24 protein-coding genes are annotated in these 23,826 nt (G+C 65.9%); 15 read left to right on the top strand and 9 right to left on the bottom strand.

Annotated elements, in window-relative coordinates:
* The coding region (locus E4K65_RS29130; protein ID WP_135177066.1) for a transposase at nucleotides 1–209 on the bottom strand (209 nt) is incomplete at its 3' end.
* A 289-nt stretch (nucleotides 210–498) separates the two neighbouring features.
* Here E4K65_RS29130 and E4K65_RS29135 point away from each other — a divergent pair.
* Complete coding sequence (locus E4K65_RS29135) at nucleotides 499–1,614, top strand: ATP-dependent DNA helicase (RefSeq protein ID WP_027544933.1); 1,116 nt, start codon at nucleotides 499–501, stop codon at nucleotides 1,612–1,614.
* 210 nt (nucleotides 1,615–1,824) lie between these two features.
* Here E4K65_RS29135 and E4K65_RS29140 read toward each other — a convergent pair whose 3' ends face one another.
* Nucleotides 1,825–3,510, bottom strand: a complete 1,686-nt coding sequence (locus E4K65_RS29140; protein WP_135177067.1) for a caspase family protein — start codon at nucleotides 3,508–3,510, stop codon at nucleotides 1,825–1,827.
* A gap of 246 nt (nucleotides 3,511–3,756) precedes the next feature.
* Here E4K65_RS29140 and msrA point away from each other — a divergent pair, with 246 nt between their 5' ends.
* The 4 genes from msrA (at nucleotide 3,757) to E4K65_RS29160 (ending at nucleotide 5,691) form a co-directional block, all read left to right on the top strand.
* Nucleotides 3,757–4,461, top strand: a complete 705-nt coding sequence (gene msrA, locus E4K65_RS29145; protein ID WP_135177068.1) for a peptide-methionine (S)-S-oxide reductase MsrA — start codon at nucleotides 3,757–3,759, stop codon at nucleotides 4,459–4,461.
* A 29-nt stretch (nucleotides 4,462–4,490) separates the two neighbouring features.
* On the top strand, nucleotides 4,491–4,910 hold the full coding sequence (msrB, locus tag E4K65_RS29150) for a peptide-methionine (R)-S-oxide reductase MsrB (RefSeq protein WP_135177069.1): 420 nt from the start codon (nucleotides 4,491–4,493) through the stop codon (nucleotides 4,908–4,910).
* A gap of 108 nt (nucleotides 4,911–5,018) precedes the next feature.
* Nucleotides 5,019–5,183, top strand: a complete 165-nt coding sequence (locus E4K65_RS29155) for a DUF3309 family protein (protein ID WP_167771251.1) — start codon at nucleotides 5,019–5,021, stop codon at nucleotides 5,181–5,183.
* Nucleotides 5,184–5,397: 214 nt separating this feature from the next.
* Nucleotides 5,398–5,691 carry a hypothetical protein gene (locus tag E4K65_RS29160; protein WP_027544929.1) on the top strand — a complete coding sequence of 98 codons (294 nt, stop codon included), beginning with the start codon at nucleotides 5,398–5,400 and terminating at the stop codon, nucleotides 5,689–5,691.
* 186 nt (nucleotides 5,692–5,877) lie between these two features.
* On the opposite strand, the gene E4K65_RS29165 is transcribed toward E4K65_RS29160, so the two are convergent.
* Both E4K65_RS29165 and E4K65_RS29170 read right to left on the bottom strand, forming a co-directional pair.
* The gene (locus E4K65_RS29165; RefSeq protein ID WP_135177071.1) at nucleotides 5,878–6,450 is read right to left on the bottom strand and encodes a DUF4112 domain-containing protein; all 573 of its coding nucleotides are present in this window, start codon (nucleotides 6,448–6,450) and stop codon (nucleotides 5,878–5,880) included.
* Nucleotides 6,451–6,511: 61 nt separating this feature from the next.
* Complete coding sequence (locus E4K65_RS29170) at nucleotides 6,512–6,937, bottom strand: DUF5413 family protein (RefSeq protein ID WP_027544927.1); 426 nt, start codon at nucleotides 6,935–6,937, stop codon at nucleotides 6,512–6,514.
* 145 nt (nucleotides 6,938–7,082) lie between these two features.
* Between E4K65_RS29170 and E4K65_RS29175 the strand changes: the two genes are divergently transcribed.
* From E4K65_RS29175 to E4K65_RS29185, 3 genes are all read left to right on the top strand, one after another.
* Complete coding sequence (locus tag E4K65_RS29175) at nucleotides 7,083–7,325, top strand: hypothetical protein (protein ID WP_028173075.1); 243 nt, start codon at nucleotides 7,083–7,085, stop codon at nucleotides 7,323–7,325.
* A gap of 38 nt (nucleotides 7,326–7,363) precedes the next feature.
* Nucleotides 7,364–7,588, top strand: a complete 225-nt coding sequence (locus E4K65_RS29180; RefSeq protein WP_027544925.1) for a hypothetical protein — start codon at nucleotides 7,364–7,366, stop codon at nucleotides 7,586–7,588.
* Between the two features lie 251 nt (nucleotides 7,589–7,839).
* Nucleotides 7,840–8,115: a hypothetical protein gene (locus tag E4K65_RS29185; protein WP_135177073.1), complete on the top strand. Its 276-nt coding sequence runs from the start codon at nucleotides 7,840–7,842 to the stop codon at nucleotides 8,113–8,115.
* A 119-nt stretch (nucleotides 8,116–8,234) separates the two neighbouring features.
* Here the strand turns inward: E4K65_RS29185 and E4K65_RS29190 are convergent, their stop codons facing one another.
* Both E4K65_RS29190 and E4K65_RS29195 read right to left on the bottom strand, forming a co-directional pair.
* Nucleotides 8,235–9,851 (bottom strand): hypothetical protein, encoded by a 1,617-nt coding sequence (locus E4K65_RS29190; RefSeq protein WP_135177074.1) that lies wholly within the window; start codon nucleotides 9,849–9,851, stop codon nucleotides 8,235–8,237.
* Between the two features lie 37 nt (nucleotides 9,852–9,888).
* The gene (locus E4K65_RS29195; protein ID WP_027544922.1) at nucleotides 9,889–11,181 is read right to left on the bottom strand and encodes an adenylosuccinate synthase; all 1,293 of its coding nucleotides are present in this window, start codon (nucleotides 11,179–11,181) and stop codon (nucleotides 9,889–9,891) included.
* A gap of 359 nt (nucleotides 11,182–11,540) precedes the next feature.
* Between E4K65_RS29195 and mgtA the strand changes: the two genes are divergently transcribed.
* From mgtA to E4K65_RS29210, 3 genes are all read left to right on the top strand, one after another.
* Nucleotides 11,541–14,042, top strand: coding sequence for a magnesium-translocating P-type ATPase (gene mgtA / locus E4K65_RS29200; RefSeq protein ID WP_135177075.1), 2,502 nt, complete (start codon nucleotides 11,541–11,543; stop codon nucleotides 14,040–14,042).
* A gap of 132 nt (nucleotides 14,043–14,174) precedes the next feature.
* Entirely contained in the window at nucleotides 14,175–15,740 is a 1,566-nt protein-coding gene (locus E4K65_RS29205) for a phytoene desaturase family protein (RefSeq protein ID WP_135177076.1), read from the top strand.
* A 154-nt stretch (nucleotides 15,741–15,894) separates the two neighbouring features.
* Nucleotides 15,895–16,827: a DMT family transporter gene (locus E4K65_RS29210; RefSeq protein WP_135177077.1), complete on the top strand. Its 933-nt coding sequence runs from the start codon at nucleotides 15,895–15,897 to the stop codon at nucleotides 16,825–16,827.
* Between the two features lie 36 nt (nucleotides 16,828–16,863).
* Here E4K65_RS29210 and E4K65_RS29215 read toward each other — a convergent pair whose 3' ends face one another.
* Together E4K65_RS29215 and E4K65_RS29220 are read right to left on the bottom strand one after the other, a co-directional pair.
* Entirely contained in the window at nucleotides 16,864–17,268 is a 405-nt protein-coding gene (locus E4K65_RS29215; protein ID WP_135177078.1) for a VOC family protein, read from the bottom strand.
* Nucleotides 17,269–17,391: 123 nt separating this feature from the next.
* Nucleotides 17,392–17,796, bottom strand: coding sequence for a hypothetical protein (locus E4K65_RS29220; protein WP_135177079.1), 405 nt, complete (start codon nucleotides 17,794–17,796; stop codon nucleotides 17,392–17,394).
* A gap of 49 nt (nucleotides 17,797–17,845) precedes the next feature.
* On the opposite strand from E4K65_RS29220, the gene E4K65_RS29225 reads away from it, so the two are divergent.
* From E4K65_RS29225 to E4K65_RS29235, 3 genes are all read left to right on the top strand, one after another.
* Nucleotides 17,846–18,502, top strand: a complete 657-nt coding sequence (locus E4K65_RS29225) for a TetR/AcrR family transcriptional regulator (protein WP_235885768.1) — start codon at nucleotides 17,846–17,848, stop codon at nucleotides 18,500–18,502.
* A 173-nt stretch (nucleotides 18,503–18,675) separates the two neighbouring features.
* Nucleotides 18,676–19,611 (top strand): DMT family transporter, encoded by a 936-nt coding sequence (locus E4K65_RS29230; protein WP_135177080.1) that lies wholly within the window; start codon nucleotides 18,676–18,678, stop codon nucleotides 19,609–19,611.
* A gap of 124 nt (nucleotides 19,612–19,735) precedes the next feature.
* Nucleotides 19,736–20,713, top strand: coding sequence for a Bug family tripartite tricarboxylate transporter substrate binding protein (locus tag E4K65_RS29235; RefSeq protein ID WP_027544914.1), 978 nt, complete (start codon nucleotides 19,736–19,738; stop codon nucleotides 20,711–20,713).
* 111 nt (nucleotides 20,714–20,824) lie between these two features.
* On the opposite strand, the gene E4K65_RS29240 is transcribed toward E4K65_RS29235, so the two are convergent.
* A complete protein-coding gene (locus E4K65_RS29240; RefSeq protein WP_135177081.1) occupies nucleotides 20,825–22,510 on the bottom strand; it encodes a methyl-accepting chemotaxis protein in 1,686 nt (561 codons plus the stop codon).
* Between the two features lie 253 nt (nucleotides 22,511–22,763).
* On the opposite strand from E4K65_RS29240, the gene E4K65_RS29245 reads away from it, so the two are divergent.
* Complete coding sequence (locus tag E4K65_RS29245) at nucleotides 22,764–23,807, top strand: C-terminal binding protein (protein ID WP_167771252.1); 1,044 nt, start codon at nucleotides 22,764–22,766, stop codon at nucleotides 23,805–23,807.
* The last annotated feature ends 19 nt before the right edge of the window (nucleotides 23,808–23,826 follow it).

Raw genomic sequence — 23,826 nt, forward strand, 5'->3', positions numbered from 1 at the left:
TTCGGCAAGGCTCGCCACTGGCAGCCGCTCGACAGAATATAGAAGATCGCCTGCACGATCTCGCGCAGATTAACCTCCCGCGGCCGGCCCAATCGCCGTCGCGGCGGCATCTTCCGGGCGATCAACGCCCACTCTGCATCGGTCAGATCACTTGTGTAACGCAGTCCACTGCGCTGATACTTGATACGAGCGGCTTTGGTCCACGGCATGGTGTCCTCCCTCGAATCTTTGCAAATCCGAAGGAATCACAGGCCCGCTAAAGCCGCTCACCTTTTTCGGTCAGGCTCTCAGGATGAGGCTGAGCGGCATCTTTGCCGGTCGAAATTGCTGCCGCGCACTCCGTCCTCATCCTGAGGGCCCGCCAAAGGCGGGCGTCTCGAAGGATGGGCTGCAGAGCAACGGCCTCAAATGCGATTGCCCTGCGCTTGAACCGGCGGGCCGAATGGTTAGTTTTGAGGGATGGCGAATCGCTTCGGCTCGCCCCTCCTCAAGACAGATATGCCCACATTCACCCCGCATCAGGATGCCGCCCTCAAGGCCGTCGGTGACTGGCTCAAGGCCAAGCCCGGCCGCAATGGCACGCCGCCCGTGTTCCGCCTGTTCGGCTTTGCCGGCACCGGCAAGACCACGCTGGCACGGCACATCGCTGAGGGCGTCGACGGCGAGGTGAAGTTCGCCGCCTTCACCGGCAAGGCGGCGCTGGTGATGCGCAACAAGGGTTGCGACGAGGCCTCCACCATCCACTCGCTGATCTACCGCGCCCGCGAATCCGGCGAGGAGCAGCCGAGCTTCGAATTGTGGGACGACGCGCCGGCGTCCAAAGCCAAGCTGATCGTGATCGACGAATGCTCGATGGTCGATGCTGAACTCGGGCGCGACCTGATGTCGTTCGACTGTCCGCTGCTGGTGCTGGGCGATCCCGCGCAGCTGCCGCCGATCCAGGGCGGCGGCTTCTTCACCAACACCGAGCCCGACGCGATGCTGACCGAGGTGCACCGCCAGGCCCAGGACGATCCGATCGTGCGGATGTCGATGGACGTCCGCGAAGGGCGCGAGCTCGACATCGGCCGCTATGGCGAGAGCGAGGTGGTGTCGCGCAAGGAGCTCGATCCCGACCGCGTCATGGGCGCCGACCAGGTGCTGGTCGGCCGCAACAACACGCGACGCGCGTACAATATGCGGGTGCGCCAGCGCCAGAACATCGAGGACGCCTTTCCGGTCGCCGGCGACAAGCTGGTGTGCCTGCGCAACAACCGCAAGAAGGGCCTGTTCAACGGCGGCCTGTGGCGCGTGAAGTCGCGGAACACCTCGCGCTCGAAATCGCGCATCCTCAGCATGCGGCTGTCGCCGGACGAGGATCTTGGCCACAAGGTGACCAAGGTCTCGGTGCGCGCCGACTGCTTCGAGGGCGGCGTCGAGCAGATCGCCTGGGAGCAGCGCAAGCCCTATGACGAGTTCGACTACGGCTACGTGCTGACCGTGCACAAGTCGCAGGGCTCGCAATGGGACGACGTCGTGCTGTTCGACGAGAGTTTTGCGTTTCAGGACTCGAGGGCGCGGTGGCTTTACACGGGGATTACGCGCGCGGCGAAAAGGTTGAGTATTGTCGTTTAAGCGTCGATGCTTTGGCGACGCCGCCGGCTCAACCTCCGCGCGTCGTCCCGGACAAGCGAAGCGCAGATCCAGGACCCATACCCACAGAAAGAAGTTTGGCGAAGGCTCTGAGCGGGCGCTTTGCCCCACACTCCTCCCTGTGGTTATGGGTCCCCGCCTTCGCGGGGACGACAGCGGTTGTAAGGCTCCGCAGTCGCGCCCCATGCGCAACTATTTCCCCGCCACAAAATAGAAATCCTCGCGCCCCGGCGGCGAGCCGTAGGTGAACGGCTGCTGCCCGTGCCTCGTCGCGGACCAGACGTCGTCGCGGACGATGTCGAACAGTTTCCTGATCTCGACGCGCGGCTGCTTGATCTCGCGGGCGAGCGCGGTGGCGAACGGGCTGTCGGCGCCGCCGTCGCCGTCCATCGCGGTCTCGCCGTGCTTGGCGGCGTAGACCACCATGAAGCCGGCGCCGGGCTCGATGTTGGAAAAGCCCTTGTCGACCAGCTTGAGTGACAGCGTCCGCTGCATGGTCGGCGCGAACGGATTGTCGCGGCATGCATCCAGCATCACCAGACGCACTTTTCTCGCAGCGCCCACCGCTGCGATCACCTGCTCCAGGGCGACGGCCTGAGCCTCGGCATCCCTGTCGGCGGCGAGCTTGGCGTCGACAGGAACGAGATAGTTCACCCCGCCGATCTCGAATCCGTGGCCGGCGTAATAGACCACCGCCCAATCGGCCTTCTCCGCTTCGGCGGCGAACGTCTGCAGTGCTTCGAAGAACTTGTCGCGGGTCAGGTCGCTGACGGATATCACGGTCTGGAAGCCGACGTCGCGCAGCGCGTTTGCGATCAACTTCGAGTCGCGCGGCGGATTGGGCAAGGCGTGCACGTTCTTGTAGGCGCCGTTGCCGATCACCAGCGCGACGCGGCGCCCGGTCGCCCCGGCCGGCGCCTGCGGCGTCAGCGCGGCGAGCCGCTCCTGCGCGATGGCGCGGGCGCGCGCGACCTCGGTCTCGTCGAACTTGGTCAGCGAATAGGCCGCGGCGCGATAGTCGGCGCGGGCCTGGGCGAGATCATTCTTCCGCTCGTAGATCTGGCCGCGGCCTGAATGTGCCCGGACATTGTTCGGGCTGATCTGGATGGCCGTGTTGTAGTCCTTCAGCGCGGCATCGAGATCGCCCTTCATCATGTTGACGTCGGCGCGATTGTTGATCGCGAACACGTTCTTCGGCTGTTTCTCGATCAGGCCGTTGCAGTCGGCAAGGGCCCGGTCGAACTTGCCCATCATGCCCCAGGTGATGCAGCGGTTGCCGGCGATCTGCGGCGCGGTCGGATCGATCTTCTCGGCCTCCGCGAAATCGGCGATCGCGCCGTCGAAATCCTTCATCAGCGTGCGCACGCGGGCGCGATTGGTCCAGCCGAGCAGGAATTTGGGCGTGTATTTGATCGACATGTTGAAATCGTCGAGCGCGCTTTGCAGCGCGCCCCGGCGCGCCTGGATGATGCCGCGGTTGTTGTAGGGGACGCCGTAGGCCGGGCGCTTCTGGAGCGCGAGGTTGTAGTCGGCCATCGCGAGGTCGTCCTGCCCGCTGCGCTCATAGGCGAGACCGCGCAGGTTGAGCGCAATCACGTTGTCCCTATCGAGATCGACGGCCATGGACAAGGTCTCGATCGCGTGGACGTGGTCGCGCTTGTTGATCAGGGTGTTGCCGCGCACGGACAACGCGACCGCCTTGTCCTTGCCGGTGAGCCGGTCGGCGTTGAGCAGATTGTCGCAGGCCACCGCGCGGGCCTGCGCCTCCGCCTGGCGGTCGCGGCAAATGGCAAGGTCGTCGCCGGTTTGCGGATCGGCCGCGGCGATCGATGCGCAGGCGGCCAGGATGACGAGTGTCAGGGAAACGACGCGCAGCATGTTGTCAGGCCAGCTCCAGCCACCACTTTTTAGGTCGATCGTCGATCGCGCGGGTTCATCTAGCGCAGAGTTCCTCACCGCGCCAAGCCGGGCTGTCTCGGGCCGCGTTTCTCACAGAGTCGTGTCCGCCGCGGCGTAACAATCGGCACCTGTCCCCGTATCTCAGGTGACCGAATGCCGCCGGGCAGGCTGTTCGCGCGGCGCCAACCGACCTAGAATATCCACCTTCCGGAAAGAGGATCTGCCATGCGCCGTCCCGCCCTCCTGTCCCTGCTGGCTGCCACGACCGCCCTGACGCTGGCCTTTGCTGTGCCGTCCCGGGCCGCCGAGGATGCGGTCGTGATCCCGGCCCCGACCATGGACGCGGCACCGGCGAGCGGCATCCAGACCGCCGTGGTCGCCGGCGGCTGCTTCTGGGGCGTGCAGGGCGTATTCCAGCACACTGCGGGCGTCGTCAACGCGGTCTCCGGCTATGCCGGCGGCACCAAGGCGACCGCCGACTACCAGACCGTCTCGAGCGGCCGGACCGGCCATGCGGAATCGGTCGAGATCAAGTACGACCCGAAGAAGATCAGTTACGGAAAGATCCTCCAGATCTACTTCTCGGTGGCGCACGACCCGACCCAGCTCAACCGCCAGGGTCCCGACGCCGGCACGCAATATCGCTCGGCGATCTTCACCACCTCCGACGAGCAGAAGAAGGTGGCGGAGGCCTATATCGCCCAGCTCAACGGCGCCAAGGTGTTCGGCAAACCGATCGCGACCAAGGTCGGCGCGCTGGAGGCGTTCTATCCGGCGGAGGCCTATCATCAGGACTATCTGACGCTGCATCCGAACCAGCCCTACATCGCCTATAACGACCTGCCCAAGATCGAGAACCTGAAAAAGCTGTTCGCGGATAACTACATCGAGAAGCCGACGCTGGTGAATGCCAGCAAGGCCACCAACTGATCGCAAGATCACCAAAAAACGGGAGACCCATGCCCGACGCCAAGACGAAAACCACGGACGACAAAGTCATCAAGAGCGAAGAGCAGTGGCGGCGCGAGCTGTCGCCGATGCAGTACGCGGTGCTGCGCGAGAAGGCGACCGAACGTCCCTTCTCCGGCGAGTATGAGCACGACCACCGTGCCGGCACCTATGTCTGCGCCGGCTGCGGCAACGTCCTGTTCGAGTCCGACGCCAAGTTCGATTCCGGCTGCGGCTGGCCGAGCTTCACCCAGCCCGCCGCCGAGAGCCATGTCGACGAGGAAAGGGACGTGAGCCACGGCATGGTCCGCACCGAGGTGCTCTGTGCCAAGTGCAGCGGCCATCTCGGCCATGTCTTCCCCGACGGCCCCGGGCCGACGGGCCTGCGCTACTGCATCAACTCGGCGGCGCTGAAGCTCGAGCCGAAATAAACGTTGCGCGCCGCCGGGTTCCGCCATGGAACCCGGCGGCGCGATGTGCTTTTCTTCTCTGGCGGTGTGGCCAATCATCGCGTTTTGGCGGCCGCCAGGGAGGATGCCATGACACTCGGGACCATCCTGATCATCCTGGTGATCATCTACCTGCTCGGCGGCCTGTCCGGCCGTGTCGGCGGTTACGGCTATGGCATGGGCCATTCCGGCATGGGGATCGGCGGCGTTGTGCTCGTGGTGCTGGTCGTGCTGTTGCTTCTTGGCAAACTATAAACCATACAACTATTTGAAATTACTCGGTTTATAGCCCTTGCGGGGCTGCCATGCGCGGATTCATCATCTCCCATCGCAGGGGTCGCAATTTTGTCAAAACGGCCTATATTAGAGGGCGAAAATGACATGTGCGGCGGGCCCACGCGCTTGTGGCCTCCGCCCTCCCAAACCCCACGCGCTTAAAGCCCCAGAGAAGATCACGAGGTCTTTGACCATGCGTCCACTGCGTCCGTTCAACTTCAACACCTCCGCCGAGCTCTTCCCCGCCGCGATCCGGAAGAAGAAGCGTGCCGGCTTCACCTATCGCCGGTTCGGCACCGCGGCCGAGGCCGTGCAGTTCGCGATGGAGCAGTTGCCGACGGATTCGCTGAACGGCGCCTATCTCCAGGTCGAGGAAGCGCGCTTCGACCAGAACGGCATCCGCTCGCTCTATGAGAGCGAAGCCTTCCCGCTGCCCCGTCGCCGCAAGCCCGAGCCGGCCGCCGAGACCGACGCCGACGCGGCTTAAGTTTTTCGCTAAGCCCAATGTGCGCAGAAGGCGCGATGGCCGAAAGGCCATCGCGCTTTTTGCGTTTCTGACACCTTTCTTCCCCTCTCCGCGCTTGCGGGGAGAGGGTCAGGGTGAGGGGGAGTCTCCGCAAGGACGGTGACAGCGAGACTCGCGGAGACTCCCCCTCACGCGCAGAGCGAGGATTCAGATCCGCGGCTGCTTGTCGAGCCAGCGCCGGAGCAGGCGCATGTTGCGCATGTTGGCGCGGAACATGACGTCGAAGGCGTCGCCCGCAAGCGGTACCATGCCGACCACGCCGTCGACCGCGACGTTGCCGAGCATGCGCGCGGTGAGGTACCAGGGCGCGCCCAGCGCGCGGGCCTCGCGCACCAGCCACAGCGAGATCGCGGTGGTGATGATGTCGCCGACGACGGGGATCAGTCCGATTAGGCCGTCGATGCCGTAGCGGATGTTGGTGCCGGGCAGGATGAAGGCGACGTCGAGCAGCTTTGCGATCGCCTCGAGCCGCGCGATGCGTTGCTCGCGCGTCAGGTTGCCGAACGGATTTCCTCCGAGCGGATTGCCTCCAAGCGGATTGCCCTGACCGAACTCGAAACGAAACTCGCGAAAGCCCTGCTCCAGCGTCTCGGGCCGGATCTCGCGGCCGTCCTGGTCGATGATCGGCCCGCGTGCTTCCGTGCCTGAGAAGCTGGCGCGCGAACGGCTCCCGGAACGGGATTTGCGCGGAGCAAGAATATCGTCGTCGGACATGGTCATGGCCCAGGGAAAACTCGCCGACGCGGCGGAGGTTGCTGCACCGCGTCCGAACGTCGCGCGGTCAGGTCGGTGCCGCCGCCGCTTGCGGCTCCTCGAGATATCTATGCACGAGCCAGGAGGAAATCACCGACGGCACGAAGCCGACCATGCCGTACAGGATGAACTGAACCGCGCCCGAATCCGGCCCGCGCGAGCTGTAGGTCAGCGAGGCCAGGACAAAGGCGAACAGGCCGACCAGCAGCATCCGCAGCACCGGGCCGACCCGGCGGATGTGGACCAGGATGTCATCGACCGCGCCGATCATCAGCGACGGCAGGAAGCCGAACAGATAGCTGTATTGCAGGGATTTGAAGAACACTGCGAACAGCTTGCCGACCTCGCCGAGGTTGGTCTGGGTCCAGTAGCCGGACTGGTAGGTCGTCGTCAGCAGCAGCAGGAACCCGCCGACGAACGGCCCGACCAGCGCAAACACCAGATAGCGTTTCATCAAAGACCCTCACACTTCGCCCCTGTTATAGCAGCGCCTCGGGAACCTTGAATAGCGGGCGCCGGCGCCTCCCCCAAGGGGAACAAGTGGCACGGCGACGAGTTCAGACAGGACCTGAATCACCCCTCTTGGACTGGAGCCGCCGATGTCCCGCAAATTTCTTCTGGCGACGATCACGCTTGCAACCCTCGGTGGCCTGTCGAGCGCGCCCGCTCTCGCGCAAGGCCACATGGGCACGCCGCAGGAGCAGAACGCCTGCTCGCGCGATGCCTCGCGGTTGTGCCGCAAGGACCTCGGCAATGACGGCGCGGTGCAGAGCTGCCTGCAGGCCAACCGGGCCAAGCTGTCGAAATCATGCAGCAAGGTGTTCGCCAGTCACGGCATGTGAGGATCGGACACAGTCCCTGTGAACGGAGAGGTGAAGCCATGTTGCGCGACGAACAGCTCTCGATCCTCAGGGACATCTGTCAATCCATCGCCTTTGCCGACGACCGGCAAGGCAAGATGGGACAATTGATCGCCGACGGCTACGTGATGAAGGACGGCGATCTGTTCGAGCTCACCGCGAAGGGCATCACCGCGGTCGAGGAACACGCCGCCGCACTTGGCGAGAGCGACGCCACAAGCACGCCATCCTATCGCCTCATCTGACGGAGCGCGTCGCTTTCTGCGTGACGTGCGCGCAACAACTGCGAATTCGTTCGTGCGGCCCATTGCAGCCATACGACAATGGCGCATACTTGGCTCGGGCGGCGCAGCACTTTTCGATTCGAACATCACGAGAGATCGAGCAACCACATGCGGGATGAGGTTCCCGGCGTGATGGCTGAGACATGTGGCAGGTCAAGCCGCGTGAGGCGCCCCAAAACCAAGCGGCTCAAGCCCACGGGGACACATTCTGCATGACACGCAACCGGACCATCGCAACTCTCTTCGCCCTCGCCACCACCGCCGTCGCATTCCAGACATCGCCCGGCTTCGCCTTCTCGCCCGAAGCGCAGCAGATGTGCTCGGGCGATGCGATGCGGCTGTGCTCCAGTGAAATCCCTGATATCCCGCGGATCACCGCCTGCATGGTGCGGAACAAGGCGCAGGTCAGCCCCGGCTGCCGCGCCGTGATGGACCGCGAGCACGCAGCCGCAGCAGCGGCACGGAAGCGGGAAGCGGCCGCGCAATAGGTCTGCAGGTCATTCCGGGGCGACGCGTAGCGTCGAGCCCGGAATCCATTTCTCTACGTCACGTGCTGCACAATGGATTCCGGGCTCGTGCTGCGCACGCACCGGAATGACGGGGCGGCCTAATCGCCCCACTGCGCGAACGCGTCGTTGAAGGCGCGCTCGCCGGGGGCGCCCTTCTCGATCGCGATGATGGCGCGGCGCTGGTTGGCGTAAACCAGGGGCACGTCGAACCAGGAACGCTCCTTCAGGAGCTGGACGTTGCGGGCGCGGTCGGCGTCGACATTGGACAGGCCGACCAGGAAGAAGCCGTCGGTGACCTTGACCGCTAGCCCTGCGAGCGGCGTGCCGCGCGCCTGCTCGTTCGACTTCATCAGGATGCCCGGCACGTTGGAGACGCTGCCGCCCGGGAAATCCTGCGGCAGGATGAAGGTCAGCTCCGCGGTGTGGCTCGCCGGCAGCGAGGAGTCGGTGTTGCGGCGGAACGACATCGTCATCTTGAACTTGCGGTCGGGAATCTCGATGTCGGCGCGCACGGCGACGTCGGCTTTCTGGTTGCCCGACGCCTTGATCGGCTCGAGCCGCCACACCACCGAGCCGACATATTGCTTGCCCTTCGGATCGGACGGATCCTCGTCATAGAGCACGACCTTCTGCGCCACCGGCGCGACCGGCTGGTCGCTGGCCGAGGGCTGGCCGACCCGATCGGGGATCTTCGGCTTGCTCTGCGGCTGGGACGGATCCTTCGGCGCCTCAACCACCTGGGTCGGCGAGGACTTGATCAGGCCGTTCGCGATCTGGACCAGCTGTTTGCCCCAGAGAATGCCGGCGCCGACCAGGATCAGCACGATGCCGACGGCGATCGCACTCTTGAACGGGAAGACGGAGCGGGCGCGCTTGGGCTTCTTGGTGTCGCGGTCGAGGACGGGGATGTGCGGGCGCGTCGACGCGGCCCGCGGCGCATAGCGCTCGGCCTCCTCGATCGACTCGTCATAGGAATAGGGCGCATCGCCCTCGCCGGCGCGGTTCTCCAGGCTCGGCTCCAGCCGGTCGAATTCCGGCGAGGGCGAGGGCACGTTGGCATAGGTGCGGCGCGCGGCGCGATTGGCCTGCGCGGCGGCGCCGCCGAGATCGTTGACGTCGGCGGTGATATCGCGGAAGCCGCGCACGCCCGGTGCGGGCGGCAGCGGCGGCGGAGGTCCGATGTCCGGCGGGCGGCGCCCAGGCGCGCGCTCGCGTCCGGCAGGTGGAGGGGCCGGCGGCTCCGGCATCGCCGGCGGACCGGGCTGGCGCGGCGCGTCGAAACGGGGCGCGCGCGGCGGACGCTGGGCGTCACTCTGGTCATCGACGTTGAAGGACGGGCGGTCGGCGCGCGGCGGCGTCGGCGCCGGACGGGTGCGCGGCGGAGCAGCCGGAGGGGCTGCGGCCGGGTTGCCCTCGGTGGCACGGGTGCTGGCCCGGCGGAAGGCATCGCCGCTGCCGCTGCTGCGGGTGCCGCCACCGGGGCGCGAGGCCTCGCGGGCACGCTGGGCGGCCTCCGATTCGACCTTGCGGACGGCCTCTTCCAGCGACAGCCGTTCGCGGGTGATCTCGGATTCGGAAAGCGGCGGCTGCACGCTGCGGAGCTGTGCGATCAGCGCCGTGCGCGCCCGCTCATAGAGCGCGCGACGGCTTTCGCCGGGAGCGTTGGGGTCCAGGGCGGCAATAGCGCGGGCGATCAGCGGATAGTAATCAGCCATTTCTACTCAACTATACGCGCCTCCCGGTAAGAGATCGTTAAGCCTCAAACGGATTTTGTACCAGGATAGTATCTTCGCGTTCGGGGCTGGTGGAAAGCAGCGCGACGGGGCACCCCACCAATTCCTCGATCCGGCGGACATATTTGATGGCCTGGGCCGGCAGGTCGGCCCAGGACCGCGCACTGGCGGTCGGCTCCTTCCAGCCCTCGATGGTCTCGTAGATCGGCTCGACCCGGGCCTGGGCGCCCTCGCCGGCCGGGAAGTGGTCGATCTCCTTGCCGTCGAGCTTGTAGCCGGTGCAGACCTCGATCGAATCGAAGCCGTCGAGGATGTCGAGCTTGGTCAGCGCGAGACCGTTGATGCCGCAGGTGCGGACCGCCTGGCGGACCAGCACGGCGTCGAACCAGCCGCAGCGGCGGGGCCGCCCGGTATTGGTGCCGAACTCGCGGCCACGCTCGCCGATCTTGCGGCCGATCGCGTTGTCCTGCTCGGTCGGGAACGGGCCCTGGCCGACGCGGGTCGTATAGGCCTTGCACAGGCCGAGCACGTAGCCGACCGCGCCGGGGCCGAGGCCCGAGCCGGTCGCGGCCTGCGCCGCCACCGTGTTGGACGAGGTGACGTAGGGATAGGTGCCGTGGTCGACGTCGAGCAGCGCGCCTTGCGCGCCCTCGAACAGCATGCGCTTGCCTTCGCGCCGCTTGATGTCGAGCAGCCGCCACACCGTCTCGGCATAGGGCAGAAGCTGCGGCGCCAGCGCGGTCAATTCCTTCAGAATATCCTTGCCGTCGAACTCCGGCAGATTGAGGCCGCGGCGCAAGGCGTTGTGGTGAGCCAGCAGCCGGTCGATCTTGTGCGGGAGGGTGTCGAGGTCGGCGAGGTCCATCAGGCGGATGGCGCGGCGGCCGACCTTGTCCTCGTAGGCAGGACCAATGCCGCGGCGCGTGGTGCCGATCGCGGTCGCCGCGTTGGAGGACTCGCGCAAGGCATCGAGCTCACGGTGCAGCGGCAGGATCAGGGTGACGTTCTCGGCGACGCGCAGATTTTCCGGGGAGACGGCAACGCCCTGCGCGCGCAGCTTGGTGACCTCGTCGAGGAAGGCGGCGGGATCGAACACCACGCCGTTGCCGATCACCGACAGCTTGTGCTCACGCAGCACGCCCGAGGGCAGCAGCGCGAGCTTGTAGGTCTTGCCGTTGATCACCAGCGTGTGGCCGGCGTTATGGCCGCCCTGGAAACGGACGACGATGTCCGCCTGCTCCGACAACCAGTCGACGATCTTGCCCTTCCCTTCGTCGCCCCACTGGGCGCCGACGACGACAACATTGGCCATTCGCGGGTAATCCCTATTCAATCTGTCTCTAGGAGGCATGATCCTCGCGGAAAACCGGTGCCCACTTTTCCGGGATCATGCCTGCGCCAAGCCCTCTCTGCGGCCCAAGGCCGCTCGCACGCAAGGCAGCCAACCGGATAAAGGAAGCAGCCTCTCTAGGCAAGCAAGAACGGGGCTTTTTCGAGGTCGGGAAGGCACTCCAAGCCTTTGATATCCCCTTAAAATCCTGAAAGGTTGGCGGCCCGGCGGCAGCGGAATTGACACGCATCAACCGTTCCGGCCCGCGATTGCGCCAAGGATGGCTGTCACCTCCGCAGCTTACCCTTCCCGGGCCCCAAGGCCTCCATGCCGGATATGCCGTGACCAAGCCACCGAACAGCCAGACGAGCCAGTTCTGGCGCCTGCCGACGGATGCGCTCTGCACTGAGCTCGGCTGCACCTTGCAGGGCCTGACTGCGACCGAGGCCGCCGCACGCCTCGGCCGTTTCGGGCCGAACAGCGACGCGCCGCCGCGCATCGAGGGGGCCGCGCGTGCGATCCTGCGCCGGCTGCTGGAGCCGCTGTCGCTGATCCTGCTGGTCGCCGGCATCGTCTCGATGCTGACCGGCGACGACATCGGCGGGCTCATCATTGTCTTGATTCTCGTGCTCTCGATCGGGCTCGACACCATCCAGGAGGGTCATGCGGTCCGCGCCGCCGAGATCCTTCGCCGCTCGGTGGCGCTCAAGGCCGAGGTCAGGCGCGACGACGCCTTCCGCGAGATCGACGTCGACCACGTCGTTCCGGGCGACCTCCTGCGCGTCCGCGCCGGCGACATCATCCCGGCGGATGCGTTGATCCTGGAGAGCACCGCCTTCACGGCCGGAGAGGCCGCGCTCACCGGCGAGCCCTATCCGGTGCAGAAGCGCGCCGGCGCCGCTGCCGACCCCGACGACACGTCGAATGCACTATTCCGCGGCGCCGTGGCGCAAACGGGCGAGGCGGTCGCGCTCGTCGTCAGGACCGGCCGCGACACCGTGTTCGGCGCGGCGGCCTCCGCGCTTGCAGAGACGCAGGCCCCCTCCCCCTTCGAGCGCGATTTGCACGAATTTGGCCTCGTGATCGCGCGGGCCACGCTCGCGCTGGTGCTGGTCGTGCTCACCGTCCGCGTCGTGTTCGGCCGTCCCGTGCTTGATTCGCTGCTGTTCGCAGTCGCGCTCGCGGTCGGGCTCACGCCGGAGCTGTTGCCGATGATCACCACGGTGACGCTGTCGCGCGGCGCGCTGCGGATGGCCGGCCGCAAGGTGATCGTGAAGCGGCTGGCCGCGATCCACGATCTCGGCGCCATGACCGTCCTGTGCACCGACAAGACGGGCACGCTGACCTCGGCCGAGATCACTCTCGCTGGGAGCCTCGACGCCGAGGGCAAGGACGATGCCCGCGCTGCGCAGCTCGGCGCCATCGCGGCATCGCTCGGCGGCGATCGCGGCTCACTCGATGCCGCGCTCGTCGCCGGCCGGCCGGACGCCGCGCAGGGCTGGACCCTGGCCGGGAGGCAGGCCTTCGACTTCTCGCGCCGGCTGGGATCGGTGCTCGCGACCGGCCCCGAAGGCACGCTGCTCGTCGTCAAGGGTGCGCCGGAAGCCGTGCTCGCATTGTGCACGATGGACGAGAGCGCGCGCACGGCTGCGCTGGCACGCGTGCGTGAGCTCGCGAGCGAGGGCCTGCGCACCGTGGCGATCGCCTCGCGGGTGTGGAGCGGCGTGCCGCGCGAGGTCGAGACGGAGGACGAGACCGATCTCGCCTTCGAGGGCTTTTGCGCCTTCGCCGATCCGCCGAAGCCGACGGCCGCGGCCGCAATCGCGCGGCTCGCGGCGAGCGGCGTGGGCCTGAAGATCCTCTCGGGCGACGACCCCGTGGTGGTGAAGCGGCTCGCGAGCCTGGTCGGGCTGAATCCCGCGCGCGTGCTGTCGGGGGCCGACGTTGCACGGCTCAGCGACGAAGCGCTCGCCGTGCAGGTGCGTTCCACTGACGCCTTCGGCCGCCTCGCGCCGGACCAGAAGTCGCGCATCGTGAAGGCGCTTCAGGCGGGCGGCGAAGTGGTCGGCTTCCTCGGCGACGGCATCAACGACGCACCGGCCCTGAAGGTTGCCGACGTCGGATTGTCGGTCGACGGCGCAACCGGCGTGGCGCAGGCCGCCGCCGACATGATCCTGCTCGCTTCGGATCTCGAGGTCGTCGCCGACGGCGTCGAGGAAGGACGGCGCACCTTCGCCAACATCATGAAATATGTCCGCATGGGCGCGAGCTCGAATTTCGGCAACATGCTGTCGATGGCAATCGCCTCGATGGTGCTGCCGTTCCTGCCGATGCTGCCGACGCAGATCCTGCTCAACAACCTGCTGTACGATCTCTCCGAGCTCGGCATTCCCTTCGACCGGGTCTCGCGCGCGGCCACCGCGCAGCCGCAGGTCTGGAGCATGACGCGGCTGGCGCGTTTCGCCGCGATCATGGGACCGTTGTCCTCGGTGTTCGACTTCCTGACCTTCGGCGCCCTCATCATGCTGTTTCACGCATCGCCCGGCGAGTTCCGCACCGCCTGGTTCATCGAATCCATGGCGACGCAGATCCTGGTGATCTTCGTCATCCGCACCAACGGCCGACCGTGGCGCAACTGGCCCGATCCAGTGCTGTCGGCCTCGTCGCTGATCGCCTTGCTGGTCGCGATGGTCGTGCCGTTCACGCCGGTCGGCACCTGGTTCGGCTTTGTCGCGCCGCCGCCGCTGATGATGGCCGGCATCGCGCTTCTAGTCGTTGTCTATCTCGCCTGCGCGGAGCTGTTGAAGCCGTTTGCGATCCGCGCGAGGCGGAATAGCCGATGATCTGTGACGGCAATATGTCAGACCGGCCCAGGGCCTTGGTTGTTTTCGCGCGGCCTGCTTGACGCATGTCAACGCGGCGTCTGCTTCGCGAGCCAAGGGTTGCGAAGCCGCAATCAGTCCGTGGAGACGACCATGCGCAGCTTCGACGCCATCGCCATCGGGTCCGGACTCGGCGGCCTGACCGCGGCGGCGCTGTTCGCGCGGGCCGGCCACAAGGTGTTGGTGCTCGAACGCAATCACAATTTCGGCGGTGCAGCCACGGTGTATCGTCATGGCCAGCTCGCGATCGAGGCGTCGCTGCACGAGATCGACGGCCTCGATGCCGGCGATCCCAAGCTGCCGATCCTGCGGGCACTCGGGATCGACCGCGACATGCCCTTCGTCGAGGTCGGCGCACTGCACGAGGTGCGCAGCCCCCTGTTCGAGCGCCCGTTTGTGATGCCGCGCGGGATCGATGCCGCGTCGGCCGCGGCGAAATCGCAATTTCCTGCGCAGGCCAAGGGCATCGCGCAGTATTTTGAACGTATCGACGCGGTGCGGCAGGCGGTTTCATTGATGAGCGAGCATCAGGACGACCGCAACTGGTGGCTTTGGAATGCACCGACCTTGCCATGGCGTTTGTGGCCACTGATCCGCGACCGCCATGCCACGTTGAGTGAAGTGCTCTGTCGTCTGTTCGGCGACAACGAGCCGGTGAAGCTCGCACTGGCCTCGAACCTCGTCTACTACACCGACGATCCGGACACGATGCCCTTCATCCCGTTCGCGATCCCGCAGGCCTCGTATCTCTCCGGTGGCGGCCACTATATACGCGGCGGTTCGCAAGTGCTGAGCGACCGCCTGGTCGCAATCATCCGCGACGCCGGCGGTGTGGCGGAGACGGGTCGCGAGGTCGAGACCATCCTGATGGACGGTGACCGCGTGCGCGGCGTGCGCCATCGCGCGGCGGGAACAGACGAGGCGAGCGAAGAGCTGGCCCCGATCGTGTTCGGCAATGCGGCCCCCTCGGTGCTGGCCGCGATGCTGCCGCAGGACAAGCGCGCCGCTTTCCAGGCGCCTTATCAGGACAAGCTGCCGTCGATCTCACTGTGGACCGTGTCGATCGGATTGAGCCGCCCTTCCCGCAATTTCGGGGTGTCGCACTATTCGACCAGCATCCTGCCGGCCTGGCTCACCACGCTCTCCGGCGTTCGCGAGGCCGGCGCGCTTCTGGGCGAGGATTCGTCCGGTCGCCTTACGCCTTATGGTTTCGTCGCCTATGATCAGATCGATTCCGGGCTGAACGAGCATCCTCCTCATCTGGCCTCGCTCGTCGGCGTCGATCGGATCGAGAATTGGGCCGGCCTTTCCAGCGCCGCAAAAGGCGCTCGCAAGGAGCGCTGGATGGACCGCGTCATTGCCGATCTCGACCGGCACTTCCCCGGCATTGCCGGTGCGGTGACGCAGCGCGAGATGTCGACGGCAGAAACCTTTGCCCACTACCTCAACACGCCCGACGGCTCAATCTACGGCTTTGCGCCGAATACGCGCGGCTTCAAGCCGATCGCCGCAACCGCGATCTGTGGCCTCTATCTCGCATCAGCCTTCACCCATGGTGGCGGTTTTACCGGAGCGATTCTCGGCGGGGGCTGGGCCGCGCGGGCCGCCATGCGTCCGGACGCGATGGCGCGCGATGCGTCGCGGCAGAATAAGGCCTGATGTTCCATTGTTACGACCGACGCATGGTCGCGATGCACCTCGCGCCATTGATATCGGGCGCATTTCCGTGTCTTTGAACGGGCCGGGCTACCAGCCGGCCCGGACGTCGCCGGGCCGGGGCCTCGGCGCATGACGCGGGGCCATAACAATCACAATGTCCGCCACCGACCAGACCACGAGCGCCGCGACGCCCGGCCACAACTGGATCGCCAACCAGCCTTATCTGCTGCTCAGCATCACCGCGCTGTGCTGGGCCGGCAACGCCATCGTCGGGCGGCTTGCCGCCGGCCACATCCCGCCGGTCACGCTGTCGTTCCTGCGCTGGCTCTTCGCGTTCCTCCTCGTGCTGCCATTCGCCTGGAAACATCTCGCGCGGGACTGGCTCGCGATCCGCGGCAAGCTCGGCCTGATGGTGACGCTCTCGATCACCGGCATCGGCGCCTTCAACACGCTGCAATACTGGGCGCTGGAGCATACCCAGGCGCTCAACACGCTGCTGCTCCAGTCGTCCGCGCCGCTGCTCGTCGCGCTGTGGTCGCTGGCGATCCTCGGCGTCCGGCTCACCGCGGCACAGGCCTTCGGCGTGCTGCTGTCGATGTGCGGCGTGCTGACGATCCTGCTGCATGGCGATTTCACCACGCTGTCGAACATCGAGTTCAACAAGGGCGACCTCATCTTCCTGCTCGCGCTGCTGATCTTCGCGCTCTATTCGGTGCTGAGCCTGAAGCGGCCGGCGATGCACGGCCTGTCGTTCCTCGCCTTCACCTTCGGTGCCGGCGCCGCCTGCCTCATTCCGCTTGAGATCTGGGAATTGTCCGCGCGGCCGGTGATGAAGCTCGACGGGCCGAACCTGCTGACGCTGTTCTATGTCGCGGTGTTCCCCTCGACGCTCGCCTATCTCTGCTTCAATCGCGGCGTGCGCCTGATCGGCGCCAACCGCGCCGCGCCGTTCTTCCACGTCGTGCCGGTGTTCGGCTCGATCATGGCGATGGTCTTCCTCGGCGAACGCCCGCAGGCGTTCCACTTCATTGGTTTTGCCCTGGTGCTGTCGGGCGTATTCGCGGCGTCAAGGAAGCAGACGAGTTAGACTCCCCTCGTAAGCTCGTCGCGCAATCTTCTGCGTTCAGGTGCTCGCCGATGGGCTCATCCATACGATTTCCCAGACATAACCGTCCGGATCTTCAATGTGGCGGTTGTACATGAAGCCGAGATCCTGTGCCGGGTTGGGATCGGCGCGACCACCCGCCGCCACCGCGCGAGTCAGCGTTGCATCGACGGCGTCGCGGTCATCGACCGTGAGGGCGATCAAGACCTGACTGTCGCGGCGCGGGTCACCAATCGGACGTTTGGTGAATTGGCGATAGTGATCGTGGGTCAGCAGCATCACGCCGATCGCGTCCGTGACCATGAGCGAGGTCGAATTCTCGCCCGAAAACTGCGGGTTCACCGTGCCGCCGAGCGACACATAGAACGCCGTCGATGCAGCGAGATCGCGCACGGGCAGGTTCAACAGAATCATCCTGGACATTGCTTTTCCTTCTTCAGCGGCGGGATGCCGCGCTCTTGCAAAGCTCTACTTGCGAAATTGCCTGCCGGCCTCGAGGCCGTTGCGGCACTTCGCCGTCAGCTGTTACCTTGAATGAATGAGACCCTAGACGTAGCGCGCCGCGCCCATGCATAGCGCGGTGATGGCGAGCAGAGCGGCGGCCACGCGCTGGGCGGTCGCGATGCGTGAGCGCACATCCGCGGCCTCGCTCGTGCCACGGCGCAAGCCCAGCAGCGCACGGGGGCCGGTCGCGGCCTGAATGCCGGCTGCGATCAGCGCGCAAACCGCACCAAGCGCGAGCACCCGCTCGGCCGTGCCAAAGCTGCCGGAATGAACGAGATGCCCGAGATAGCCGCCGGTGAGGATCGCAACCGTCGCCGCGCCGAGCTGTGGACCGACGAGCTGCTCGCCCCCGGCTGCTCCGGTTCGCGCCAGCGCAAAGCTTGATCCGGCCCAGAACACGGACGACAACACATGAAGCGACAGTGCGATTACGAGGGCAGTCTGCATGGCAAGCTCCAAACCGGCTTCTAAATTGGATATACATCATGTATAATCAATGCGTCAAGACAATGGCAGGGCGATGCCGAAGCGCAGCTATGTGAGCTCGGTCCGCGCCTCCGCGGCCGCGGAGACGCGCGAACGCATCATTGCGGCCGGTGCGCGCCTGTTGCGCAAGGATGCGAGCATCGCGAACTTCTCGCTCGACGTGGTGGCGAAGGCGGCAGGCGTCACGCGGCTGACCGTCTACAACCAGTTCGGATCGCGGCGCGGACTGCTGGAGGCCGTGTTCGACGACATCGCGCGGCAGGGCGGCCTGTTCGAGCTGGCCGACGTGATGGCGTTGCCGGACCCCCGCGCCGCGCTCGATCGCGTCGTCGCGATCTTCTGTACCTTCTGGGCGCACGACCCCGCGATCGGCGGCCTCAACCAGGCGATCGCAACCGATCCCGAATTCGGCAATGCGCTGGTCGCGCGCAACGAGCGGCGGCGTGAGCTTGTGACGGGACTGGTGACACGCATCACGGAGAGCCGTGCCGCAAAGCGGGCCGTGCAGGATGCCGTGGACCTGATCTTCGTCCTGACGAGCTATCCGACCTTCGCAGCGCTGAGCCCGCAGCGGTCGACCGAGGAAGTCTGCCGCCTGTTGCAGACGGCCTGCCACGCCGCTGTCGATGCGTCGATGCCGGATGCGCGCGCCGGGCGGAAGACGTAGGCCGCGGCGGCTCTTCGTCCTTCCGCCTCGCCGCGACGATCACGCGCCGGGCGCAGCGATGTTCAACATATTGACCGCCAATGGCACCTCCTCAGGTCATGCCTGCATTGTAGCATTGCGGTCGCGTGACTTGTGTCACGACGGCAATCGGGCGCAAGTTGCATCCGACCCCAATGACGATCGCTTCGCCCGCGCCACCAGCCTCGAATCCGGCCAGTTGGCTCAACAACCAGCCCTATCTGCTGCTCAGCCTGAGCTCGCTGTTCTGGGCGGCCAACATCGTGCTCGCGCGCCATGTCGGCGCGCATGTGCCGCCGCTGACGATGACCACGATCCGCTGGTTCGGCGTGTTCCTCATCCTGCTGCCGTTCGCCTGGCCGCATCTGAAGCGCGACTGGCCGGCTCTGCGCAAGAGCCTGCCCCTGATGCTGTTCCTGTCGCTGGTCGGCTTCGCCTTCAACAACGCGATCTCGTACTGGGCGATGCAATACACGGAGGCGCTGAACGCGCTGCTGATCCAGTCGGCCGGGCCGCTGTTCGTGGCGCTGTGGTCGCTGGCGCTGTTCGGCGTGCGGCTGACCGGTGCTCAGCTCGCCGGCATCGCGATCTCGCTTCTCGGCGTGCTCATCATCATCCTGCGCGGCGATCTCGCGGCGCTGGCAAGCATCAGCTTCAACAGGGGCGACATCATGTTCGCGTCCTCGCTGGTGGCATTCGGGCTCTACTCAGCATTCATCCCGCGCCGGCCGAAGGTTCATCAGCTCTCCTTCCTGTCCTTCACCACCTGCTGTGGCGCGATCATGCTGCTGCCCACCGCCGTCTGGGAGGCCTGGCGCGGCAACGTCATCCAATTCGACGGGTTGACGCTGGCGACGCTCGGCTACATCCTGATCTTCCCCTCGACGCTCGCCTATCTCTTCTTCAACCGCGGCGTAGCGCTGATCGGGCCGAACCGGGCCGCGCCGTTCTTCCATCTCGTGCCGGTGTTCGGTTCGGCGATGGCGATCCTGCTGCTCGGCGAAAAGCTCCAGCCGTTTCACCTGATCGGCTACGCGCTGGTGCTCGCCGGCGTCGTGATCGCCTCGCGCAAGGGCTCGGTGGTGAAGTAATTCCGCGCCGCGGACGCTCCCCTTTCGTGTCCCGGACGCGAGACCTGGCGGCAAACTCCCGCCTTCCGATTCCAGCAAAGAGAAGCTAGGTTCCCCGCCAACGAAAAAGAGGGAACGACCACACATGCTTTCAGCGCTGATGCGAAACCTGCGCACCATCGGCACGGCCGCGCTCTGCCTTGCCGCCTCGACCGCCGCACAGGCCGACAACTACCCCAGCCGCAACATCACGCTGGTGCTGCCGTTTGCTGCCGGCAGCGGCACCGACACCACGACGCGGCTGATCTCGCAGCATTTGTCGCAGGCACTCGGCGTCGGCATCGTGATCGAGAACAAGGCGGGCGCCAATGGCATGATCGCCGCGACCTTTGTCGCACGCGCCGCACCCGACGGCTACACGCTGCTGGTGACGACCAACACCACACATTCGGCCAATCCCTACCTGCTCAAGAGCCTGACTTACGATCCGGTCAAGGATTTCACCCCGATCGCGCGCACCGGCGACTTGCCCTTCATGCTGGTCGTTCACCCCGAAGTGCCGGCCAAGACCGTCGGCGAGCTGGTCGCCTATGGCAAGGCCAATCCCGGCAAGCTGAGCTACGCCTCGGGCTCGTCCTCGGCGATCGTGTCGGGTGCGACGTTCGCGCACAATGCCGGGCTCGACCTACTGCACGTGCCCTACAAGAGCTCGCCGCCGGCGCTCAACGACGTCATGGGCGGCCGCGTCTCGATGATGTTCGTGGACATCCTGACCGGCCTGCCGCACGTCAACGGCAACGCGCTGCGCGCGCTCGCCGTCACCACCAAGGACCGCTCTCCGCTGGTGCCGAACCTGCCCTCGATGCAGGAGGCCGGCGTGCCGGACTTCGACATCTCCTCATGGCAGGGCTATTTCGGTCCGGCCGGCATGCCGAAGGAGATCGTGACGCGGCTCAACGCCGAGATCAGGAAGATCGTCGAGAAGCCGGAGATCAAGGCGCAACTCGCCACCCTCGGCATGGATGCCTTCTCAGGCACGCCGGAACAGCTCGGCACCTTCGTGAACGAGCAGCTGGTGCTGTGGGAAAAGCTGATCACGAACGCGAAGATCGAGAAGCAGTAGCTGTCATCGTCCGCGAAGGCGGACGATCCAGCATTCCAGAGACAGCGAGGCTCGAACAGAGAGGCCGCGGCGTACTGGATGCCCCGCCTTCGCGGGGCATGATAGCAAGACTTACGCCGCACGCACCTTGGCGAGGAAGCCGTCCACCGCGCTGCGCAGCGCGCCGGACTGGCTGTCCAGCTCGCGGGCGTTGGTGAGCACGTCGGTGGCAGCAGAGCCGGTCGCTGCCGCGGCCGAGGTGACGCTGCCGATATTGGCATTGATCTCGCTCGAGCCGGCCGCAACCGACTGGATGTTGCGGGCGATCTCGCGGGTCGCCTCGCCCTGCTGCTCGATCGAGGCGGAAATGCCCGCCGTGATCTCGCTCATCTCGGCGATGGTCTGGGTGATGCCGCCGATCGCCGCGACCGCATCGCTGGTCGAGGTCTGCATCGCCGCGACCTGGGCGGAGATTTCCTCGGTGGCCTTCGCGGTCTGGTTGGCGAGCGCCTTGACCTCGGAGGCGACGACGGCGAAGCCGCGGCCGGACTCGCCGGCGCGCGCCGCCTCGATGGTGGCGTTGAGCGCGAGCAGATTGGTCTGCGCCGCGATCGAATGAATGAGCTTGACCACCTCGCCGATCTTCTCCGCGCCGGTGGAGAGCTCCTGCACCGTGGCGTTGGTGCGCTCGGCGTCGTTGACCGCCCGGCTCGCCACTTCGGTCGAACGCGTCACCTGGCGGGAGATTTCCGCAACCGAGCTCGACAGCTCTTCGGCGGCCGCGGCAACCGTGCCGACATTGCCCGAGGCCTTCTGCGAGGCCGCGCCGACGGTCGCCGCGCGCGAGGAGGCGTCGCTCGCGGTCGCCGTCATCGATTGCGCCGTGCTCTGCATGCCGGCCGCGGCCGAGGAGACCGAGCGGACGATGCCGTTGACGCTGCGCTCGAAGTCCTTGGCGATCTCTTCCATCGCGCTGCGACGATCCGCCGCGGCGCGTTCCTTGGCGTCCGCCTCGGTCTTCTCGAGGTCGCGAATACGGACCGCATTGTCCTTGAAGATCTGAACGGTCGCGGCCATCGCGCCGACCTCGTCGCCGCGGCCGACGCCGGGAATGTCGCCCTCGAGCTTGCCGTCGGCGAGATCCTTCATGCGGGCGCCGAGCAGCGCCAGCGGACGGCTGATGCTACGGCCGATCAGCCAGGCGACGCTGCCGGCGACGATGACGATGCCGAGCATGGCGAGGCCGAGCAGCCAGTAGATCGGCCCCATCTTGGCGTCGATATCCTCGAGATAGGCGCCGGTGCCGAGATACATGTCGAAGCCGGGGACGGCGACCGCGTAGCCGAGCTTGCGGATCGGCTTCTCCTGGCCGGGCTTCATGTATTCATAGAACAGCAGGATTTCGCCGCTGGCCTTGACCCCGTCCATGATCTCGCGGGACAGCTTGCGCCCGTTCGTCTCCACGTCCATGCGGTTCTGGCCGATCACCTTCGGATCCGGCGCAAGCTGCGTGATGCCGTCATAGGTGGTGCCGAACAGATAGCCGGAGTTCTTGTCGTACGTCATGGAGTTGCCGTAGCGGCGGAGATCCGCGAGCGCGGCATCCTTGGTCATCTCGCCGGCGCTGACGCGCTTCATCACGGCAGCCGCATAGTTGCGGGCCATCTCCACAATCGCCTTGGTCTGGTCGATGCGTGCATTCACCATCTCGCGCTTCATCAGATATCCGGCGAGAACTCCGGAGATGCACAGGCCGAACAGGGTCACACCGACAAGGATGCCAAGCTTGGGCGCGATCTTCAGATTGCTCAACTTCACGATGGGCTCCTCGGGTGGCGCGGACTCGCGCGCAGACCTTTTTATTTGAATCAACTTTTAGTGTGCGATCCCTTAGCAAGTTACTTACGTGCCTCCGTAGAAGCCCTGACGGCGCTACGGAAAGCTGCGAATAATGGTCAAGCGAGCAACCGGCGATTGTACGCATGCACCCCGATTTCGCGTAAAAGACGCAAAGGCCCGCCCAGAAGGCCGGGTCGTAACAAGAACCGACAAACCAAATCGGGAGCAGGAAATGCCGAAATACAGGGTGGTGACGCCGAAGGGCGCGAGCTTCACGGTCGCGGGCAGCGACTATTCCTACGAGCGCGAGGCGCTCGATCCGATCGACGCCGAGATCGTCGAGGCCCCGGCCAACGAGGCTGAGTTCATCGCCGCCGCGAAAAACGCCGACGCCATCTACGCCAAGGGCATCCCGATCACCAAGTCGATCATCGACGCGCTGGAGAGCTGCAAGGTCATCACGCTCGGCTCGGTCGGCGTGGACAGTGTCGATGTGAAGGCCGCCACCGCACGTGGCATTCCCGTCACCAACATCCCCGACACCTTCATCGAGGAGGTCGCCGACCACGCCATGATGCTGCTGCTTGCCGGCTTCCGCCGCCTGGTCGAGCAGGACCGGATGGTGCGCGACGGACGCTGGGCCGAGGGCCGGCCGGCGCTGCTGAAGATCCCGCGGCTGATGGGCCAGACGCTCGGCTTCATCTCGTTCGGTCGCGTCGCGCGTGCAGTTGCGAAGCGCGCCGCGCCGTTCGGCCTGCGCATGATGGCCTACGATCCCTTCATCCAGGAAACGCTGATGTACGACCACGGCGTCATCCCCGCGACGCTGAACGAGGTGCTGTCGCAATCCGACTTCGTGTCGATGCACGCGCCCGCGCGGCCCGAGGTGCATCACATGCTGACCGAGAAGCACTTCCGGCAGATGAAGAAGGGCTCGATCTTCATCAACACCGGCCGCGGCGCCACGGTGGACGAGGAGAGCCTGATCAAGGCGCTGCAAGAGGGCTGGATCGCGCACGCCGCCCTCGACGTGCTGGAGAAGGAGCCGCCCTCGCACAACAATCCCATCCTCAGCATGGAGAACGTGACCCTGACCGCCCATGTCGCCTCGGCCTCGGCACGGTTCGACGAGGCACGCAAGCGCCGCGTGGGCTACGAATTGTCACTGGTGCTTCAGGGCATGTGGCCGGTAAGCTGCGTCAATCCGTCGGTGCTGCAAAGCACCGCGCTCCGCCGCTGGCAGCCCGTCAGCATGGATCGCGGGCCGAACAGCTAGGCGGCCGGCCGCACGACGC

Origin of the sequence: Bradyrhizobium niftali, from assembly GCF_004571025.1 — a bacterium.
In the GTDB taxonomy this organism is placed as follows: domain Bacteria; phylum Pseudomonadota; class Alphaproteobacteria; order Rhizobiales; family Xanthobacteraceae; genus Bradyrhizobium; species Bradyrhizobium niftali.

Bases quoted from the DNA above. Each gene is read 5' to 3' on its own strand.
- E4K65_RS29135 (WP_027544933.1), top strand. From the start codon at position 499: ATGCCCACATTCACCCCGCATCAGGATGCCGCCCTCAAGGCCGTCGGT.
- E4K65_RS29140 (WP_135177067.1), bottom strand. From the start codon at position 3,510: ATGCTGCGCGTCGTTTCCCTGACACTCGTCATCCTGGCCGCCTGCGCA.
- msrA (WP_135177068.1), top strand. From the start codon at position 3,757: ATGCGCCGTCCCGCCCTCCTGTCCCTGCTGGCTGCCACGACCGCCCTG.
- msrB (WP_135177069.1), top strand. From the start codon at position 4,491: ATGCCCGACGCCAAGACGAAAACCACGGACGACAAAGTCATCAAGAGC.
- E4K65_RS29155 (WP_167771251.1), top strand. From the start codon at position 5,019: ATGACACTCGGGACCATCCTGATCATCCTGGTGATCATCTACCTGCTC.
- E4K65_RS29160 (WP_027544929.1), top strand. From the start codon at position 5,398: ATGCGTCCACTGCGTCCGTTCAACTTCAACACCTCCGCCGAGCTCTTC.
- E4K65_RS29165 (WP_135177071.1), bottom strand. From the start codon at position 6,450: ATGACCATGTCCGACGACGATATTCTTGCTCCGCGCAAATCCCGTTCC.
- E4K65_RS29170 (WP_027544927.1), bottom strand. From the start codon at position 6,937: ATGAAACGCTATCTGGTGTTTGCGCTGGTCGGGCCGTTCGTCGGCGGG.
- E4K65_RS29175 (WP_028173075.1), top strand. From the start codon at position 7,083: ATGTCCCGCAAATTTCTTCTGGCGACGATCACGCTTGCAACCCTCGGT.
- E4K65_RS29180 (WP_027544925.1), top strand. From the start codon at position 7,364: ATGTTGCGCGACGAACAGCTCTCGATCCTCAGGGACATCTGTCAATCC.
- E4K65_RS29185 (WP_135177073.1), top strand. From the start codon at position 7,840: ATGACACGCAACCGGACCATCGCAACTCTCTTCGCCCTCGCCACCACC.
- E4K65_RS29190 (WP_135177074.1), bottom strand. From the start codon at position 9,851: ATGGCTGATTACTATCCGCTGATCGCCCGCGCTATTGCCGCCCTGGAC.
- E4K65_RS29195 (WP_027544922.1), bottom strand. From the start codon at position 11,181: ATGGCCAATGTTGTCGTCGTCGGCGCCCAGTGGGGCGACGAAGGGAAG.
- E4K65_RS29205 (WP_135177076.1), top strand. From the start codon at position 14,175: ATGCGCAGCTTCGACGCCATCGCCATCGGGTCCGGACTCGGCGGCCTG.
- E4K65_RS29210 (WP_135177077.1), top strand. From the start codon at position 15,895: ATGTCCGCCACCGACCAGACCACGAGCGCCGCGACGCCCGGCCACAAC.
- E4K65_RS29215 (WP_135177078.1), bottom strand. From the start codon at position 17,268: ATGTCCAGGATGATTCTGTTGAACCTGCCCGTGCGCGATCTCGCTGCA.
- E4K65_RS29220 (WP_135177079.1), bottom strand. From the start codon at position 17,796: ATGCAGACTGCCCTCGTAATCGCACTGTCGCTTCATGTGTTGTCGTCC.
- E4K65_RS29225 (WP_235885768.1), top strand. From the start codon at position 17,846: ATGCGTCAAGACAATGGCAGGGCGATGCCGAAGCGCAGCTATGTGAGC.
- E4K65_RS29230 (WP_135177080.1), top strand. From the start codon at position 18,676: ATGACGATCGCTTCGCCCGCGCCACCAGCCTCGAATCCGGCCAGTTGG.
- E4K65_RS29235 (WP_027544914.1), top strand. From the start codon at position 19,736: ATGCTTTCAGCGCTGATGCGAAACCTGCGCACCATCGGCACGGCCGCG.
- E4K65_RS29245 (WP_167771252.1), top strand. From the start codon at position 22,764: ATGCCGAAATACAGGGTGGTGACGCCGAAGGGCGCGAGCTTCACGGTC.